Origin of the sequence: Paenibacillus sp. FSL F4-0236 (genome assembly GCF_038000135.1) — a bacterium.
In the GTDB taxonomy this organism is placed as follows: Bacteria; Bacillota; Bacilli; order Paenibacillales; family Paenibacillaceae; genus Paenibacillus_AQ.
Genome location: NZ_JBBOBK010000001.1, coordinates 2,956,877 through 2,976,246 on the forward strand (window position 1 = coordinate 2,956,877; position 19,370 = coordinate 2,976,246).

General features: G+C 41.4%; 17 protein-coding genes. 3 read left to right on the forward strand and 14 right to left on the reverse strand.

Features of this window, described 5'->3' with window-relative positions:
- Nucleotides 1-120: 120 nt before the first annotated feature.
- The gene (locus tag NSQ29_RS13360) at nt 121-990 is read right to left on the reverse strand and encodes a cation diffusion facilitator family transporter (protein ID WP_042187882.1); all 870 of its coding nucleotides are present in this window, start codon (nt 988-990) and stop codon (nt 121-123) included.
- Between the two features lie 307 nt (nt 991-1,297).
- On the opposite strand from NSQ29_RS13360, the gene NSQ29_RS13365 reads away from it, so the two are divergent.
- Nucleotides 1,298-2,656, forward strand: a complete 1,359-nt coding sequence (locus NSQ29_RS13365; protein WP_341125307.1) for an outer membrane protein assembly factor BamB family protein — start codon at nt 1,298-1,300, stop codon at nt 2,654-2,656.
- Nucleotides 2,657-2,699: 43 nt separating this feature from the next.
- Here the strand turns inward: NSQ29_RS13365 and NSQ29_RS13370 are convergent, their stop codons facing one another.
- Together NSQ29_RS13370 and NSQ29_RS13375 are read right to left on the reverse strand one after the other, a co-directional pair.
- Complete coding sequence (locus NSQ29_RS13370) at nt 2,700-3,203, reverse strand: ferritin (protein ID WP_042127399.1); 504 nt, start codon at nt 3,201-3,203, stop codon at nt 2,700-2,702.
- A gap of 96 nt (nt 3,204-3,299) precedes the next feature.
- Nucleotides 3,300-3,509, reverse strand: a complete 210-nt coding sequence (locus tag NSQ29_RS13375) for a hypothetical protein (RefSeq protein ID WP_231573442.1) — start codon at nt 3,507-3,509, stop codon at nt 3,300-3,302.
- A 49-nt stretch (nt 3,510-3,558) separates the two neighbouring features.
- On the opposite strand from NSQ29_RS13375, the gene nagZ reads away from it, so the two are divergent.
- Complete coding sequence (nagZ, locus tag NSQ29_RS13380) at nt 3,559-4,629, forward strand: beta-N-acetylhexosaminidase (protein ID WP_341125308.1); 1,071 nt, start codon at nt 3,559-3,561, stop codon at nt 4,627-4,629.
- A gap of 18 nt (nt 4,630-4,647) precedes the next feature.
- Here nagZ and NSQ29_RS13385 read toward each other — a convergent pair whose 3' ends face one another.
- The 11 genes from NSQ29_RS13385 to NSQ29_RS13435 form a co-directional block, all read right to left on the reverse strand.
- Nucleotides 4,648-5,736: an efflux RND transporter periplasmic adaptor subunit gene (locus tag NSQ29_RS13385; protein WP_341125309.1), complete on the reverse strand. Its 1,089-nt coding sequence runs from the start codon at nt 5,734-5,736 to the stop codon at nt 4,648-4,650.
- A gap of 30 nt (nt 5,737-5,766) precedes the next feature.
- Nucleotides 5,767-7,146 carry an ABC transporter permease gene (locus tag NSQ29_RS13390; protein ID WP_341125310.1) on the reverse strand — a complete coding sequence of 460 codons (1,380 nt, stop codon included), beginning with the start codon at nt 7,144-7,146 and terminating at the stop codon, nt 5,767-5,769.
- Nucleotides 7,136-7,855, reverse strand: a complete 720-nt coding sequence (locus NSQ29_RS13395; protein ID WP_042187870.1) for an ABC transporter ATP-binding protein — start codon at nt 7,853-7,855, stop codon at nt 7,136-7,138. Before NSQ29_RS13395 ends, NSQ29_RS13390 begins: the two co-directional genes overlap by 11 nt.
- A gap of 39 nt (nt 7,856-7,894) precedes the next feature.
- Nucleotides 7,895-10,480 (reverse strand): hypothetical protein, encoded by a 2,586-nt coding sequence (locus NSQ29_RS13400; protein ID WP_341125311.1) that lies wholly within the window; start codon nt 10,478-10,480, stop codon nt 7,895-7,897.
- Nucleotides 10,481-10,616: 136 nt separating this feature from the next.
- Nucleotides 10,617-11,951 carry a hypothetical protein gene (locus tag NSQ29_RS13405; protein WP_341125312.1) on the reverse strand — a complete coding sequence of 445 codons (1,335 nt, stop codon included), beginning with the start codon at nt 11,949-11,951 and terminating at the stop codon, nt 10,617-10,619.
- Nucleotides 11,948-13,036 carry a DUF58 domain-containing protein gene (locus tag NSQ29_RS13410; protein WP_341125313.1) on the reverse strand — a complete coding sequence of 363 codons (1,089 nt, stop codon included), beginning with the start codon at nt 13,034-13,036 and terminating at the stop codon, nt 11,948-11,950. The genes NSQ29_RS13405 and NSQ29_RS13410 overlap by 4 nt, the downstream gene beginning before the upstream one ends.
- Before the next feature lie 3 nt (nt 13,037-13,039).
- Nucleotides 13,040-14,017, reverse strand: coding sequence for an AAA family ATPase (locus NSQ29_RS13415; RefSeq protein ID WP_341125314.1), 978 nt, complete (start codon nt 14,015-14,017; stop codon nt 13,040-13,042).
- A 139-nt stretch (nt 14,018-14,156) separates the two neighbouring features.
- Complete coding sequence (locus NSQ29_RS13420; RefSeq protein ID WP_341125315.1) at nt 14,157-15,245, reverse strand: GerAB/ArcD/ProY family transporter; 1,089 nt, start codon at nt 15,243-15,245, stop codon at nt 14,157-14,159.
- Nucleotides 15,246-15,265: 20 nt separating this feature from the next.
- Nucleotides 15,266-16,420, reverse strand: coding sequence for a Ger(x)C family spore germination protein (locus NSQ29_RS13425; protein ID WP_341125316.1), 1,155 nt, complete (start codon nt 16,418-16,420; stop codon nt 15,266-15,268).
- Nucleotides 16,417-17,859 carry a spore germination protein gene (locus NSQ29_RS13430; RefSeq protein WP_340969234.1) on the reverse strand — a complete coding sequence of 481 codons (1,443 nt, stop codon included), beginning with the start codon at nt 17,857-17,859 and terminating at the stop codon, nt 16,417-16,419. The genes NSQ29_RS13425 and NSQ29_RS13430 overlap by 4 nt, the downstream gene beginning before the upstream one ends.
- A 158-nt stretch (nt 17,860-18,017) precedes the next feature.
- The gene (locus NSQ29_RS13435) at nt 18,018-18,878 is read right to left on the reverse strand and encodes a DUF421 domain-containing protein (RefSeq protein ID WP_042187856.1); all 861 of its coding nucleotides are present in this window, start codon (nt 18,876-18,878) and stop codon (nt 18,018-18,020) included.
- A gap of 208 nt (nt 18,879-19,086) precedes the next feature.
- Here NSQ29_RS13435 and NSQ29_RS13440 point away from each other — a divergent pair, with 208 nt between their 5' ends.
- On the forward strand, nt 19,087-19,293 hold the full coding sequence (locus tag NSQ29_RS13440; RefSeq protein WP_036678243.1) for a DUF1657 domain-containing protein: 207 nt from the start codon (nt 19,087-19,089) through the stop codon (nt 19,291-19,293).
- Nucleotides 19,294-19,370 lie beyond the last annotated feature (77 nt).

The window sequence follows — 19,370 nt, forward strand, 5'->3', positions numbered from 1 at the left end:
CTGAAATTAACATATCGATAAATACAACTAATTCTCCACCTTTCCGCACAAAAGATCTATTAACAACATCACAGGGAAAATCCCATATCCATCCAAGCAAAGTCACATTTATATCCTTTTCTACTTCATTACAGGTTCTATGTGGACAAGCACATTTGAAACTTGGTGCCGATCTTTCAATTGTTCTTCAATTTCTTCCGTAATATCATGGCTCTGCACCACACTAAGCTCGGAATCTACTAATACAGTTGTATCTACTAGTACGTTATTTCCGTGGATGCGAGCTTTAATATCTTTAATGGATTGCACACCGTCAATTTCAGCAACGGTTTCTTTCATGAGTTCAAGCTCTTCCGCATCAAAACCATCCGTTAAGTCATGTGTAGCTTTACTAAAGATATCCCATGCCGTCTTGCAGATAATTAGGCCGACAATAATCGCTGTAAGCGGATCAAGCCATGGAATTCCAAATCCAGAAGCCACAATTCCGACAAAAGCACCTATGCTAACTAAAGCATCTGATCGATTATCTAGTGCTACTGCTCGCATAGCGTTACTATTAATAGAGCGGGCCAGTCTAATGTTATACATATATACGCCCATCATTATCACAGCACAAAAAACTGCCGTCCAGGCTGCTATAAGATCTGGACTTTCCAGTTCGGGTTGAATAAATTTGTTCACGCCCTGGTACAGCACTTGAAGCCCTACAACGATCATAATAAATGAAGCAATTAAGGATGCCACGGTCTCTGCTCTGAAATGTCCGTAGCTATGATTGGAATCCGGCGGTCTCCTAGAGATCTTAAGACCGATTAGTATGGCGATAGAAGCGATAATATCAGTACTGTTGTTCAGGCCATCTGCAAGCAGCGCTTGAGATCCCGCGACCGTACCAATAAACAGTTTGATGGCGGACAGGAATATGTAGGCAACTATGCTTAGCCATGCTCCTTTTTCACCTTGTTTGATGTCGTTGTAATTTTCCAAAAAAAAGAACCCCCAAAGAATAGTATTGTTCTATACTACACTCCGAGATTCGGGTGGGTCTAGAGAAACAGTGTTGCTAAGAGGCGTAATAGTTCCCTCCGTCAAATAGAGTTGCTAGGTCATAACTGTTTTGCGGAGCGTAACATAGTTTGCCTTAGTTCAACTTTAAGTTTTATATTTCTCGCTTAAACGCTTACCGTCCTTAAAAAAAGCCGTAGGCGTTTATGCTTGTTCTACAGAAGTAGTAACTTTTTGCCATTTATAATGTCTAATTATAGTAATCACTATTTTTGAGGAGCGTGAAACGATGATTCAGTCTTTGCACAAGACAATGATTAAAGTTTTAGCTGTTACATGCATTGCATCCCCAATAGCTTACAACGGATCGTTATCCGACATTTCCGCGGAACAAGCAGTTATAAGTACAAGCAATCCCTATTACAATGAAGTCAAAGCACCTATTCTTGTACCTGTATGGTCATCACCGCTTGCCATCTTAAAAGAAGATAGAATCACTGGGCAGAACGTTACAGCCCTTGCCGAGAATGGGAAAGTCTTTGCCTTGCAGCGGAATGAAAAACTAGTCGCATTGAATGCTACAACAGGTAAAAAAATGTGGGAATTCGGAAGTGCATTAGCCCCGTTGTTCACGTACAGTAATGGATTTATCTATGGTTTGACTAAGAGTGGCTCTCTGTATGCCGTTAATGAAGCAGGTAAAAAAGCGTGGTCAGCTTCATTATCACTACCTAAAGCCACCAGTATACAACGGTTAGGCTCCACTATTTATGTAACACAAGATAGTCAACTGGCCGCTGTCGATGCGGTCAGCGGGAAGATCAAATGGAAGGCTGTGGAGGAGAGCAATAACTTTACAGACTTATCGGAACTTATGGAAACGGATGGAGTTGTTATTCGAAGTTATCTCTCACAGGGAGCATTAACAACTGGCGCACTTGCTGCTTATGACAGTCTGACAGGAAAAAAACTATGGGACCATACCCGTCAATGGTGGCCACTAGCAGTAAAGGACGGCCTCCTCTACTCCATTACCAATACGTTAATGATGGATGATGACGCTGTGAATCGTAATGTTAAAGTTTCTGTATTCAACGTAAAAACGGGTGAACTTAAAGGAGAACGTTTATATAAATGGACAGATACCGAGAATAAAGATGGAGCATTCACATTTGGTGGTGTAAATGGGACCGCATTCTTGGACGGAAATGACTTCTATATTTTTCAGGGCAAAAAGCTTGTGAAATATGATTTTTGGAATTACTCAGCGGAAGGTAAGCCAGTTCAAACCTGGACTTCTATGGCAAAAGAGAAAGATTATCCTCTAAACCAAATCCATCAGCAAAGAATGTTATATTCCAATTATGATACAGGTACGTTATCCGCACTCAAACTTGGAAATGGTCAGGCGGTAGTCCTCAATAATGGTGAGAATCTTGTAGTTCAGACGGATCTTTTTGGAAATGTGGTTTATAGCGGACAATCAGATGGCCTATTTCACGCTTATGACATGTTGACGTTGAAGCCTATTTTTACCGTGAAGACAGGATCTCGTAACTTTGCCCCTTCTCTTAAAACTGGAGGCATGCTGATCATCCGAACGGATAATAAGCTGCTGGCTATTAAACTGCCTTCATCAATTAAATAAAAAAAGCCTGATTTCTCAGGCTTCTGATCTTAAGTAACTTTACTTACTCAGCAGGAGCTGTAAAAGTACGTGCAGCAAATTCAGCATCCAGCATGTAGAAGGCGTTGCTATCTTTATCAATTCGTTTCAGTTTACTAATGATGTTGCTAAAGAGCGCTTCCTCTTCTACTTGCTCGTCAATAAACCATTTCAAGAAATAGATCGTTGCATGTTCACGCTCATCCAGCGCCAAGTCAGCTAAATGATAGAAGCGTTTCGTGTTTTGTTGCTCATGCGCGAATGCATGTTCAAAAGCATCCAGCATCGAAGAGTATTCGTTCTTCGGCTCTGGTAGAGCTTCAAGTGTCGCCCGATTATCGCGATCATTAAGGAACTTATAGATTTTCATGGCATGGAATCGTTCTTCTTCTGCTTGAATTAAGAAAAAGTTTGCGAATCCATCGAGACTTTCACCGGAACAATAGGCTGCCATAGCTAGATAAACATGAGCGGAATAAAACTCGAAATTCATCTGTTCATTAAGTGCGTTTACTAATCCATCTTTCATTTGACCGTCACCTCATAATTCAATTTTAATATGTAAAGATTTAAGTTCATCTTATCACCGTGTATCTAAGTCAGCAAGGATTCATCCTTCTGACATCTAAATAAGCAACGAAGGGACGACTATTCTAATGACCAGATTTACACGCAACATCCTTAAACCTACATCCTCTGCTAGCTTTTTAATGGCTTCTGCTATGGTATCTATGCTTCTGTTAACTAGCTGCTCCAATAGCAGTAACAGCTCCCAAGCTGCCGCTACAAATCCGCCGACTGCCGAATCCACATCTTCACCTGTTACGAGTTCCACAGCAGCTCCCTCCTCAGAGAGTGATCCAATTGCTGTTCAGGTTTCCAGTATGAGCCTTGAAGAGAAAATTGGACAAATGCTCCTTGTGGGCATCGACGGAACCGTTCTGGATGATCAAGCAAAAAGGATGATTGCCGAAGACAAAGTCGGTGGAATCATCCTTTATAAGAACAATATTCAAGATCTGAAGAGTATGGTCAGCCTTGTTAATTCCATGAAAGAGAGCAACAGCGGCAACCCTGCCCCTTTATTTATGAGTATCGATCAGGAGGGCGGAAAAGTCAGCCGGATGCCTAAGGAGTATGCTTCCTTCCCTTCTAATGGAAAGGTCGGTACCCGTAAGGATGCTAACGCTACCGAAATGATGGGCAAGCTGCTCGCTAGAGAAGTATTGTCAGCAGGATTTAATATGAACTTCGCTCCCGTCCTTGATATCAATAGCAATCCAGATAATCCTGTAATTGGAGATCGTTCCTTCGGTAGCTCCGCTGAACTAGTCAGTACGCTAGGGATTGCCGAAATGAAAGGTATAGAGAGCGAAGCTGTTGTTCCTGTTGTCAAACATTTCCCTGGTCACGGAGATACTTCCGTCGACTCCCACCTTGAGCTGCCGATTGTGAATAAGAGCGCTGAAGAACTCGCTAAATTAGAATGGCTCCCTTTTCAAGCTGCAATAAAAGAAGGAACCGATGCCGTTATGGTCGCTCATATTTTGTTCCCGAAACTTGATCCTGATAAACCCGCATCTTTATCAAGCAAAATCATTGGTGAGCTACTTCGCGGTGACATGAAATATCAAGGACTCGTAATCACAGATGACCTAACTATGGGTGCTATCATGAAGAATTATGACCTTACCACAGCGGCAGTAGATACTATAAATGCAGGCAGTGATATCTTACTTATCGCTCACGGCTATGATAATGAGAAACGGGTATTAGAATCGCTTCTGGACCATGTAAAAAAAGGTAAGATACAGGAATCACGGATTGATGAGAGCGTCTATCGGATTTTAGCATTGAAAGCTAAATATAATCTATCCGACGAGCCAATTCCGGTTCCTGACCTTACCGAGCTAAATAAAGATATTAAATCTTGGCGACTCACGATTGAGAAATAGGCTTAGGTCTATTTCAATCTATTGAAGCACAACAACATCTCCAACCTTTAACCCTGAGACGGCCTCTGTTTTGTCTGCCGTCTCCATGCCCACTTTGATATCTCTTCGTTCATATTCCCCATTGCCTTTATCCACCATCACGTAGGAGAGATCTCCTTCATGCATTACTGCGATGCTGGATACAACGATGGCATTTTCCTTGCGAACCGTCTCGATTTCTCCGCTCAAGCTTAGTCCACCAATTAAGCGCTCGTTAGGTTGCAGTGAGATTACCACTTCAAATTGTGGAACCGAAGTAGCAGTAGTATTTTGACCCGAAGCAGTCTTAGCAAATTTAGATACCTTAGTCACTTCTCCAGACAGCTTTAAATCTTTTAAAGCTGTCATTTTAACATCGACCTTCATTCCCGTCTTAATACGGAAGACATCTTGTTCACCTACAAGAGCTATGAATTCAAGCTTGTTCATATCTACAATTTTGCCGATGTATTGATTATCTGTTACCGTTTGCGGAATTTCACTCGCACTGTCAAATAGAAAAACACCTGTTGCAGGAGCATGGTAGAGGGCTGTATTTAGCTTAGCCTTCTTTTCTTTTAATTCACGAGCCTGTATTTCAGCATTTACTTGGTTAAGCTCATCCCCTATTCTTGCTGATTCTTGGGCTGTAAGTGCCTTTATACGTTCAGCTTCTGTTGTACCAAGGGCTGCATTCTCTTCGTCCTGCTGACTAACAAATTCATTTAGTTCCGCTTCTAGCTGAGCCTTTCGAATGGTCGCCTCTTGTGTAGCAATTTCATTCTTTAAGGCTTCCTGATCGAGGGTAAACAGTAAATCCCCCTTCTTAACTTGCCCACCATTCTCAACCTTCCACTTTGTTACCTTTGAAGCATATGGTGCATATACAAGCGTTTCCTGCTCATAATGTGAATTCCCTTTGACCTGAACAGAATTGGTGATGGTTTCCTGTGTCACTTCAAAAGTTATCGCCTGTGGTGGTTCAACAGGTTCTAGCTGTGCCTCGGGTTTATACATCTTGTTGTATACAAAATAACCCGCTGCAATAATAATCAATACCAATACAATCCACTTGATTCTCCTCTTCATCACTTCTGCTTCCTTTCAACTTAAAAATAGCTAATCCCGTTTTATCGCCGTGAGCGCATTCGTTCTAGACGCGCTTATCGCAGGATAAATTCCCGATAGTACGCCTGTCATTACCGCAAATGCGATCCCTATTGGAAGGGTCATCAGAGGAATAGTGATTACTAAGGGCTCACCCATCCCCATTCCTCCTGTGGAACCAATCAGCTTATTTATGCCAAACACAATCAAGTATGAAAAGCCTATACCGAGCAACCCACCAAGCATCCCGAGCAATGCCGCCTCTGTAATGAACATATTTCGGATTTGCCCCATATTGGCGCCTAGCACCTTCATAATACCGATCTGGCGACGACGCTGATGGGTGGACATGGTCATCGCAACGATGATCGAGATCGAAGCAATAATTAGAATAAATATACCAATACCAAGCGCTGCTTTCTTGAACATACTGAATGTAGAAGCCATCGCCTCTTTTTGATACAAATTCGTACTAGTATTTAGTGTAAGTTTCTGGATAAGCTTCTCCACTTGTACGATGTTGTCCGTACTGTCAACTTTTACAATGGCTGAGTTGTAAACATCCTTTTGCCCAGCAGTTCCATTCATTAGTTTCAGTTGTTCCACCAGACGCTCACCAGTCTCTAGCGAAACATAAATCTTCTTGTCGTACATCGCCATATCAGGGTTCCCAGTACTATCCAATATCCCAACAATTTGAATGGGTGAGCTGATTAGAGACTGTCCAGTTTGAGAAGCAGGGTCATATGATTGTAATTGAACCTGTTGTTTGAACATATCCGACGGAAGCATGCTTAAACTGTTGTACTGTTCCATTATTTTATTATTGTAAGGATCAGTACTCAGTTGTTCAAAAAGACGCTGCCGAGTCTCGACATCAATCAATCCTACAGTTGCTCCATAGTTTAGTACTGCCATACCAACCGAATCAGAAGGACCACCCTGCTTGAATTTATGGTCATATTTCGTTAGTAGTCGAAGATCGGTTCCAATTAGCTGTACGTCGGTAACCTTATTATCGATAGTAGTCATTTGTAGGTAGGCAAGCTCTTGAAAAGGTGCTGCTGCGGTAACATGCCGCAGGCCTTGAACAATTTTCAGCTTCTGGCCCGTTAGCCTGCCGGGGTCGAGCTTTGCATCAGAGGCAGAGGCTTCTTTTCCTTCTCCGCCCCCTTGTGAAGGGATGCCGCTGTTCGGAGTCACCGTAATTTCATCCATTTTGAAATTCCGGTTAATTTCCCGCTCCGTATAGCTTTGCGCGGAATCTCCTATACTTAAAGCAACAATAATAGCAGCACAGCCAATCGATATACCTGCCATACAAAGACCTGTGACAACTTTCCGTCGTTTGACTTGCTCCCAAGCCAAACGTGAAATATCACTAATCCTCAATGAGTTTACCCCCTTCGAGTTCTGTATCCGAAGAAGTTTGTTTCTCAGTAATCATATATCCGTCCTGAAGCGTGAAAATCCGTTGCATTTGTTCTGCTACTTTGAGCTCATGTGTTACAACGATGAAGGTGGTCTTCATCTTCTTGTTCAGGTTAAGCAGGATATTGATAATTTCCTCTTCTGTCTTCGAGTCCAGATTTCCGGTCGGTTCATCTGCGAAAATAACGGACGGTTCTGTGATCAAGGAACGTGCAATACTGACCCGCTGCTGCTGTCCGCCAGACAACTGTGAAGGGAACAGGTCGGCTTTATCCGGAATGCCGACCCCTTCCAGCAAGGCCAGAGCTTTTTGCTTACGTATTGATGGTGAAACGGATTGGAACACAAGCGGCAACTCAACATTTTCACGGACAGTCAAGCTAGTAATCAGTTCATAAGCTTGAAAGATAAACCCGATATGCTTCCTACGAAATTCAGATAGCTTGTTTTCGCTCATCTTCACAATATCTTGGTCAGCAATGTAAATGTGGCCTTCCGTAGGCTTCATCAGACCTGCCATCAGGTTGAGCATGGTTGACTTACCGGAACCCGAGCTCCCCAGTAATGCAACCATCTCCCCCTTTTTCACAGAAAAATCTATTTGATGAAGGACTGCCGTCGTTTCATTACCATTCTTAAAAGAATGCGTTACATTTTCCACTCGCAACATTGGAGCTGCTCCTTCTCGTACATTAATAGATATGAATTCCTACTTCTCAGTTACTGTTCTATCAATCTTTATGCTATATGCCTGGCTGGCCAGCTCGATCCGTTCTCCTTGGAACTCATCATACAGTGTGATTCTGTAGGCGCCACCTGACAAGTTTTTATACATATTATTGGTAAATGTTGCAGTATAGGAGTTGTAATTCCCTTCAAGAAGTTCAGTACCGATGTTCAAGCTTCGTTCCTGTGATAGACCATATGGATCTGTCATTTTGAGCACCAGCTTATGAGTGAAGGTTCCCATGTCATAGCTACTGTCACGAAGTAAGTTGTAATTCATTACGATATCTATAGTGGTACTACCTTGCATCGATCGCCCTTCCGAACTCAGAACAGACATCGTGTACGGATATAGCGCAACCTTCGTCAAGTTATTCTCCGGTGGAGTAGAAACTGGATTTAGACTCAATGAAGCAATGTTAATGAATCCTGTTGGTTCCTGACCAGGTTCAGACAGCTTATTCCCAGTAATTCCTGGACCTAGATACATACTTACGTCTGATGGAATAACGGATTTAGGCAATTTTGCCCAGTACGTTATTAATTGCTTACCACCAGGTGTAGCTGAAGTATCTGGCTGATTCACTGTAGCTTCGAATAGCTGGCCATCTCCTGTTTTAAAGTAACCCTGAAGGCGAGCCATTTTGCTTTGTCTTTTTTCCTCACTGCTAAGCAGTAGCTCTGTATATACGATATTAGAATTGAGACCTTCATAAATAATTGTTTTGTTCTCTTGGACACTAGCGTTCTTGCCTTTACCGGTGATTGCATAACTTCCCCCACGTTCAATAGTCGCTACAGCATTCATCGTACTGTTCGTGCTAAGCGACAGGAACGAGCTCTTCTCTTCTTTTACTGTTGTAAAGAGGTTCACTTTTAATTTATCGAACTCTTGTGTGTAAGGGATTTTGGAAAATACATAGATTTCCGCATTTTTTCCTGGTGCAATCGTCGAGGTTTCCTTGTCCATAAACAGTTCTGTAGAGGAAGACACATCATCATTGTCTACTTGCACAGATCCTTTTAATTCTGGAAGTGTTAATGCCACCGATTGCGAATTCTTAATATTTATTCTAGCAACAACGATGTCATCATCTTTCCAAGGAAAGCGCTGTAAAGACAGCAAGTTATAAGTGAAAGAACCATATTCATTGGATGCACTATACTCCACACCTTTTTGAATCTCAGGTCGTAATGTATAGGAAATTGTGTAGTAAGCAACAGGTACTGTCAGCTTGGCTGTATTGCCCGTACTTACATTATTCCCTTCAGATCCTGTTCCCTCGCCTGTACTGCTCGTATCTGGACTAGCTGGAGCTGAAACAGCCTCTATCATTTGCAATTGCAGCGAACTCTGCTCAACCTCAAGCGGAATTTGTGCGGTAAGTGGAATGATTTTTTCTTCCAAAGGTTTTATGGTTAAGCCGCTCAATCCCTTCGCATTGATCGGAAAGGTTGTCCCTGTTGAAGATTTGACGGCAAGCTCATACGTTGGCAACGTAACGGCCGTCTTCCCAACATTTTTCACTCGAAGCTGGAAGGTCCAAATCCCTTTATTATTCTCAGCGTATACGTTTGCGTTGTTTAACTGAGTTTCTATCGGATTATTATTAATGGTGATTTTCTTGGTCACACCTTTACCTACCACCAAATTAGGTGTTGTAGCTGCCGGTAGCTTGTACGAGGATTTAGCGATCTCAAGCTTCAGTGCTTCATCTTTTTGCGTAAATTGCAGCTTCATATTATCCGTCTTCATATAAGGAGGAATCTCGGCAAGATAATAGATAGTCTTCTTCTCCTGCGGCTGAATCTTGTAACTAATCTGAGAACGATCAAGTGCTAATTCATACGAACTGCCACCTGCAGAAAGTAAATAAGCCGCATAACCAGGATCACTGAGTACCTTACTGCCCTTATTGGTCAGGCTTATACCCACCTTGGCATAAACTTTCCCATTATATTTATAGAGCTCTAAGGACTCACTTTTGGCGATGACAGGAATGTCATTCATTGTGGTGCTAACATTTTTTCCATTTACAGCAGTTGGGGAATAATTAGCTGGTACAGTAAAACTTCCTGCATGCTTTAAATAACCTTTGGTTTTGGAATCCCATACATACATGGGAATCTTAATCCCTTTTAACGAATTGGTCTTGCCTATGTTGACGTAATATGTAACCCGCAAGCTTTCTTTAGCACCAATCTTCTTCTTAGTCGCGTCAGCGCTCAGTGGGTTACCCGGAATAACAGAACCCCCTGGCGTCGTCACTCTCGAAAAATAATACATTAGGTTTGCGTTTTTACTGCTCCCATTTGAATAATTCAGGGTATAGGTTAAAATATTCCCACCAGGTTGTGACCAAATATTGACATCTTCTAATGTAGCTTTGATATTTGCTCCTAATGAAATGGAACCCAGATTACTAGGGGGTGTTACTGTCGCCGCAGCTACAGCTGGATTGGTACGAACAGCATTAGCGGATGCCGCTGAAGCGGTATGACCAGTCAATTGACTGATGACAAAGGTACTTAATAGTAAAACAACATATGTACTGCTATGCTTTCTCATTTATTTCCCTCCACGAGTATTTTGCTAGAATTATTATAGTGGTAAGTACAAAACCAATTGTATCCATGTTGTAACACTTTTGAAGCGTTTGTAACCTATTTGTTCCTATTTGCATGAATTTGAAGAATATTCTATTCTATAATTTCAATTCATCTTTCAATGCAGCCACATCATTAGCAGAAGGATTTTCTTCTCCATATCTAACTTTTTCATATAATTCAATCAATGAATTCGACGTATGAACCGTATGTTCTTCGCCCTTATGTTTAACCTTGTTAAGAGCAGTCCATTTAATAATATCGTCTTCTGTTTCCTTCGGCGTAAGATAACTCTTAACTTCATAACCATGATCGTGCTTCAAATGAAGCCAACGCCGATATAACCAGCGAACACGCTCCGTTTCACTATTCATCTGCTCCCAGCGGTCTTTTCGATGTCTTGGCGTAAGGCGAGTACTCCAGAAATCCTTTAGACCTTGAAGCGTTTGCTCCCATGTAAATACACTCTTTTCCTCATCAAGATAAGTTGTATTGTCCTTTGGAGTATGTTCCCTGCGCAGCATGGCTAGCAAGGCATCCATGGCTCTCTTTAATTTCCCACCGGCATTTCTATACAACCACCGAAGTCCATAATAAGCTGCAACGCCCAATAACACAGCTCCAGCAACATATAAAGCAACATCTAATATAGCAGCTAGTAGACCAGGCTTTTCATCTCCTACAAAAGGTAGTTCCGGACTCGCTTGGGGCTGTTCTACTGGCGGAGGTAGCGGCTCACTTGACCCAGAGAATAAATTACTAATCCATCCGAAGAACGAGCGTACCATATTCCATAGCAGTGTCCCTATAGCTTTTCCGACTCCTGCCGCTAGCACGGCCGCAACAATTCCTATTCCAATGACATAAATACGGTTATTCCTTTGTAATCCTTTCGGCAAAGCTTTGCCCTCTTGAGAAAGCGAACTATACTGTAAATAGCTACTATTAGAAATAAATAGTGTGAGCAATAGACACAAACTACCGCACCAGGTCAGTAGTGTAACACTTTCCTCCAAATCGGGAATTCTCCCATAGACAATGGTCGCAACAAAATAGATTACAATACCTATCCAATACTTCTTACTGGACTGATCTCGAGAGTCAGTAGTCATTCCGAGAAAAGCGCATATAAAACCTGCGACACCTAAAGGCAGACTCTCGATAGACAGACTTCCTGCTGACAAAGCCCCAACCACCGTCCCAAGGATTAGAGCAGCCAGCAGTTGCTTCCATCTAACACTACACTGTTTTCGTAGCAAAATACCTACTAATGATATTAGTGGTATGGCAGTCAGCCACATAGGTTCAACTTGCTTGGGCAGTACATAAACCTGAAACAGAATCCATACAGGTAAAACTAATAATAGTTCTAAGATAGAGTATATCCAGAGTTTGACCGTATTCCATACGTAACCAGATAACGGAAGTTTCATGCGCTCTCTCCTCCCTGTTCCGGAATATCCAGCCATTCTATACCATTGCCCAACACCAATAGGAGGTCAGCAGCCTCTTGTAATTCTGCTCCTCTATGACAGCTAATGATCAGAAAGTCTGTATCACTTATTCCGCTCTCGGCCTGCAGGGCTAGCAATCGACTCATAGGAAGCGTTCTGTCTAGCTCCAGCTTTGCTAACAGCTCTAGCAAATCTTCCAGTTCAGCCATAGGCTCTGCTTCAACAGGATCTCTTTCGCCCCCGTTATCCAATCTGCCGTTACAGATAAATCCCGTCTCAATTCCATGGCGCATGGCGTATTCGCCGATAGTGGCTGCATATCTTATCCCTTGCTCGATACGTTCCACATCCGTTACCGCTCTCCACATGGAATCACTGTCCTCTATATTCAAGCAAATGACGAGTCTAGAATCCGCAGTGTAGTCTTTCTTATGTACCTGCATAGTCCCTGTGCGCGCTGTAGCCTTCCAGTTTATAAGTCCCATAGAATCTCCTGAGCTATACTCGCGAATACCTGCAGTCAGGAAAGGATCTTCTACGATCCATCTTTTCACTGGAAGTTCACCCAACCAGCTATGTATCGGTAGCGGAAGATCGTCTAGATTCAGCAAATTAGGATAGACTAATAACTCTAATTGGAGAGGATACGTTTTATTTTTCCGGATCAATCCAAAGGGATCTCCAGTGGTCATGGTGACTGACTCCAAACGGTATATCCCACGCCGTTCGCAAGTTACTTGATGACGCCGTTTAATATGACGGTAAGATTTAAGAAAGAACAAGCTGATATGATTCTGGTAGATTTCACCCGTGCTAATACCGAGATTATCTTGACTTCCAAATTCCAAGCCTCTTGCAATACTAGATTCCAGTCGAAGCCATGGTAATGGCAGAAGTTTCGCATTAACGATCTCCTCGATCATCTCAAGATTATCCCCTTCATAAGCGACCTTCGTTGAAAAATACCGAGTATAACTAAGCGCTTTCAGACCATTCCGTTCATAGATAACGGCAAGAAGGAACAGGAGAGCTATTGTAATGAAAATGAACCAAGGCAAATCCATAGCTCATTCCACCTTTCCGCCTCTTAAGGATGCAACGAGTTCTGTCGGCACCTCTACCTCACGAAGCACTTGTAACACAATTTCCGCGGCCTGTCCCTCTTTAGAACCCAATCCACGATGAAGAAGTAGACGATGGGCAAGCACCGGAATAACTACGGCTTTAATATCATCTGGTGTAACGAAAGATCTACCTTGGATTAGAGCATATCCTTGAGATGATCTGAGCAATGCTCCACTCGCACGTGGACTCGCCCCTAGTTTTACTGCCGCAGATTTGCGAGTAGCTTCCGTAATCCGAACGATATAGGCTAGCAAATCATCACTTATACTCACGGAAGCAGCCAAACGCTGCGCAGCTTGTATATCTTGAGCGGCAGCCACAGCAAAAGTCTCTTCAAGTGGATTATTCTCACGGAAACGCTGCAAAATATGAATCCCTTCGTCAAATGAAGGATACCCCGTAGTAATCCGCATTAGAAATCTATCTAATTGAGCTTCAGGCAACGGAAAAGTGCCTTGGTTATCAATCGGATTCTGAGTAGCAATAACGAGAAAAGGTGCTTCTAGGCCATGAGTCACACCATCGATCGTGATTTGTCGCTCCTCCATACATTCCAGCAGACTGGATTGAGTTCTTGGTGTTGCACGGTTAATTTCATCAGCCAACAAAATATTCGCAAATACTGGACCTGGTCTAAACTGAAATTCACCTGACTTTTGATTATAAAAATTAATGCCGCTTAAATCAGAAGGCAGCAAGTCTGGTGTAAATTGAATACGTTTAAATGTACAATCTAAAGACTTTGCAAGGACTTTGGCTAACAAGGTTTTACCTGTACCCGGAACATCCTCCAGTAGAACATGACCATTGGCAAGTAATGCGGTTAATAGCAGGTCTACTCCATCTTCTTTACCTACAATGACTTTAGCTAGATTGGTTCTAATAGATTTGATGAGTTCAGTAACTTCTTGAAGATTCATGTAAATACACCATCCAATCTGAGGAAATTATTGTAATAAGTCCTTTAATCATAACAGAAAGTGTACCCAATATATAATTCACAAGAAAAGGCCCTGCCTATTAAAAAGGCAGAACCTAAATTTCCCCTCCTGTTTTCATTTACTTCGCAGTTTTATACCGATATCGAAAGAAAGCCGTGATGGCATAATAGATCGGTATGCTTTCAACGATTAGCCAAATGACAACAATAGCATAACTATTATAGTGTTTATAATAACTGCCTATGTGTCGTGAATATAAAAAAGCTATCGTTATTGAAGCTATTGTTAAAAAGGGAATGTACATTTTTCTAGCTTTTGTATTAAACAAGCCGGATACACATCTAGAGGCTACATAGATAAGAAAAGAGCTGTGTATGAACATAGAAGAAGACCATATTCCAATTAAGAGCGGATCCGAATTACCTAGCAGATTATCTTGTTTGGCGCTGCGCACCAATTCAAGGAAAGGATATTGCAGTTCCCGACCCAAATGTGGACCAAAACTCATCATCGTCAGCGACCAACCAATTAAGACAGTGACTAAGACAAATATCGCCGTAATTATTAATCTTTTCAGCATCTTCGCTTCAAGCTTCAGATCGGGCACAACAAACAAGAGGACAATCCATTCTCCAAACCATGACATGACTACAATAGAGTCCTTCAGAGCAATCCCGGGATCATGATAATGAAGGAAGGCTGGCAGCATATTGAAGTCCGCATTTGGGAGAAATAAATTAAATAAAATGATCATCGTGATGAAAAAAATAAGAAAAAGTCCATCCGCCATATACGCTATCGTTGTAAAGCCTAAACTTGCCGTGTACATAATCACTAGCCCAATTGCACATTGAATAAACAGAGGTGGAGTTCCTCTCAAATAATTAGAACCAAAGAATAACACAAAGTTCTCAATATCAAAGGATGCATAATAAATACACCAACATAACAGCAAAATAAGCATGAACTTGTGTGGCCATTTACCTATGATATCTTTTCCAAAGCTAACCCACGCTTGATTAGGTCGCAGCATACCGACGTGAAAAGTAAACCACAATAATATTAACCCTAATAAAGATCCCACTATTAAACCAATCCAGCCTTGATAGGATGAACTAGCAATCAGATTCGGAATCAAAAAAATAGTGGTTTGGGAGCTGAAGAAAATAATAAAAAAACGGAACAGCTGCCATTTCGATGTTTGCATAACTTCTCCCTCTAAACGTCTTATTTTGCTGTTCCAAAATCCACAATGCTAAAATCTGTCTTCACTTTAATATCAGCCTCTTGAGCATAATAATTATCCCACCGCTCTCTAAGCTGCTTCCATTGCTTTGGATCGTTCCATTCCAGTAACAATCCGAGTTGCAGAACATCGGCACCTGCTTTTTGGGTATTACGAATAGCTTCGTTAAGATTATCAGACACTTTTTCTTTAAGCTTCGCAATGATAATTTGGCCGAGTTCCTCTGCATCCCTATTCTTAGGATCCCTTAAATAAATCACACTTGCTTTCCCCTTTAAATTCACTGTAAACACAGGACCCTTATCCGTTTTATTTATCTTTTTTGATGATTTTGTGCTTACAAATACAACACTTGCGGCACTTTTCCCCTCATCCCAGTCGACGGAGTAAACGGCCAGCTTAAGACTGCCTGCCGCCCAAGCTAATGCCCTTCCCTCTTTAAGCTTAAGAACTCCTTTCATCTTATCTTTTTGAAACAGCATTGCCCCTTGGATTCCTGCCCAGAATTCCGGATTTCCATCTTTCGATATTTCTTCTTTTTTACCAAATGAAAGATTGTTTATAGCAAATCCAACACCGGATGCCTCTGCATACAGGCAATCCTTAATCGTAGTTGAAAACAAATATCTCTCTGATCCAAAGTTCCTTAGTACATCCGAGGGTATTTGCTCGTAAATAGGTGTTAAAGTATTCATCTCCTTTGCACTTCCCGGACTAGCCATAACAAAAGCACCTAGAGGAAGACTTGGTTCTCTTTCAATCCATAATAGTAGTTCGCTGATTCCTTGTTCAGCAAAGGTCTTCCCTAAGACAATTACTTTTAATTGAGCAAGACTAAGCTGACGTGTTAAGTCTTTTTGAATTAACAGCATAGCATCTGCAATCGTTCCTGCAGTCTTAGAAACGGTAGAATAAGTATTACCGTCTCCTCCACCGCCAATTGAAGGTTGTCCAGCTGCGTTAAGACGATTGGGCAAGGGTGAATTAATCGTAATTTCAACAGTCCCTGGTTCTTTGCCTTTATCGATAAACATTCCGTATACAAATGTTAGTTCATCCAGCTCAACCTTCGACGACCAACAACCTGTTATATTTAGGAGCAAGATTATAATCACTCCTATCTTCAGGATTCTCATTTCTCTTTCTGTCTCCTTTTATTCCTATCTGTATAGAGGTTGCTGCGTTTCTTCATAAAGTTTGAGGGGAAGCGCGCTAATGTATCCTTCCAGTCCTGTAACACAAGTGGGGCAACGGGTTGCAAATATGGAGCACCTAACGGTCTTAAGTTTGCTAAATGTCCGTAAATCAAAAAAGCTGTAATATATACCCCGAGCAGCCCCATTGTTCCACCCATAACCAATAACGGGAAACGAAGTAGCCGGAAAGTAAGACCTAGCTCATAATGAGGAATGATATAGGTGGCAATTCCGGTAATAGAAACAACAATAACCATTGGAGCAGATACAATTCCTGCTTGGACCGCAGCCTGACCAATAACGATACCCCCAATTATTGAAACCGTCTGTCCTACAGGCTTTGGAATTCTAGTCCCAGCTTCTCTAAGCGCTTCAAAGGTAAGCTCCATAATTAAAGCCTCGGTAAGCGCTGAGAAAGGAATGTTCTCTCTCGCAGAAGCAATTGTAATTAACAGGTTTGGTGGAATGATTTGAGGATGAAAGGTTGTAATCGCTACATAAAGTGATGGAAGAATCATGGATATGATTGAGAACAGAAATCTAACAATACGAATCCAGCTTGCTGCATAAAAGCTTTGGTAATAATCCTCAGAGGATTGCAGCATGGTGAAAAAAGATGTCGGAGCGAGCATTGCAGTAGGTGTGCCATCTTGTAAGATTCCGATTCGGCCTTCCATTAAAGAAGCTGCCACCGAATCAGGACGTTCTGTATATTGAAATAACGGAAATGGCGTGAGGTTACCGTCCCTTAAATATTCTGATATATAACTAATCCCTAGTATTCCGTCAATATCTATTTCATTTAACTTCTGCTTTATCTCAGCAAGAACTTCTTTTTTGTAAAGTCCTTCAATGTAGACCACATACACATCAGTTTTTGTATATTTACCAATCGAATAATGAATGGTTTTTAGATCCGGATGTTTAATTTTATGTCGAATCAAAGAGAGATTCGTTTCAATATCTTCAATGAAAGCCTCTTGAGGACCAATCACTACAAGTTCGTTTTGTGATTCGGTCACTGATCTTTTTTGATATTGGGTAATTTCAAAATAATAAACATAAGGAAGATCCTCTATACAAAGCACTACTTTCCCAGCAACGATCATATCTACAATCTTGTGTAAGTCAAATGCCTTGAGATATTGGATAGGAAAAACAATTCCTTGATCTAACCGTTCTAAAAAATCCGGCCATTCCAGCTTTGTTTCTGCTTCTGTTTTTAGCGGCAAAGCAATACTTTCATGAAGTGTCTTAGAATCGATGATGGAAGGGATATAGATCAAAAGACAGGTATGCCCATGAACAGAAATGGACTGATACACCGCATCACTGCATCCCTCCAGTTGATCTTTAATGGTTTCTAGAATTCCTGACATAGGCTGTATACCTCCTTGGTTGTGACTTGCCAATCTGGCTTAGTTTGCCAATTGTTTACGAGGTTTATACTTCGTACTCCATTCAGCTGTATACGAAAAAAAGAACCGATGTGAAAAATCGGTTCTTTCTTGCTTTTGGGTATGAGCTTTGTAGCACATCAACTTTGGATTAAAGGCTTTAGTACTTTCAAAGATGCTTGCAATTGCTCTGAGCATTGTTCGTACATTTTTTTAGCTTTTTCATTTTCTGTCGACAAACTGAACATTTCCAGATCCGCTTCACATTTTTTTAGCAACGCATATAATTGTGGTTTATCTTGTGGCTGTGGAACTTTAAAGTTGTCGGCATACAAATCGACTGTCAGCTCTCCATAAGAATCAACTTGAGCGAGAAATACATTCTCGACGGTTAGCCCCATTTTCTCTAGCGCTCCATCAAGCCAGCTGCGAGTCAGATTTAAGGTATCTAACGGTTTATCTAATACTTTTCCATCCATAATGACGGCTTGTGACTCTTTCTGTGGGGCAACCTTCACACCCAGGTCTTTTGCCGATAGAGGGAGATACTCCTTCTTAAGCAGAACATTAATCGCTCCATCAGACTCCATAATCGCAAATTCCACTTCAGATATATTGAATACATCCTTTTTACGTAGCTCTTCCAATAATTCATCTGTTGTTAAACGTTCCTTTTTCATATGATCTTCAAGTATTTTCCCGTCTTTTATAAGAACGGTGGACTTAAAGTCAATGAAGTCTCTTGCTTTTTTACTCTTCATCTGAAGCCATTCAATTCCTAAAGAACAAGCGACCCATACAATCAGTGCAATGAGTCCTAAATGCCAATACTTATCCGTATCCAAAGAAATATAGGCGGCTAAGCTGCCGACGGTTATCCCCGTAATATACTCGAAGAACGAAAGCTGCGATACTTGTCTCTTCCCCAGTAATTTAGTTAAAAAGAAAAGCACAACCACAGCAAAGAGTGTTCGTACTACAACCTCCAACCACTCCGGCATCACAATTTTCCTCCTTTTTTAAATCAACACTTGTTTAGTAACACTCATTATTTGTCAAAAAAGGTCCATTCAATCCTGAATTAGACTACTTATTTATGGAAATCGGTTAACATGTAAAGCTTCTATTTTTTTCCTGCATAACTAAAGTAACGGTTGAGGACAATAGGAAACGTCATGCTAGAAACTTAAAACAGAGGAGAGAAACCTAATGACAGTAGCCTCACAAGTTAAAACATGTTTATCTTCTTTAAAAGGCGCTCAAGCGAGCTTGGAGCAATTTGCACTTGAAACACAAAACGAAAGTGCAAAAACTTTATTCACAAATGCAGCTGAGCAAACGCAACAAATCGTTACACAGGTTGAAAATCGGGTAACCGAATTAGAGTCAGAAGAACCTCAATACAAAGGTTTCTAACTTTCACTTGAATAATCAAAGGGGTCATTAAGCTAGTTATCGCTAGCTTAATGACCCCTTCTCTATATCATCACTGC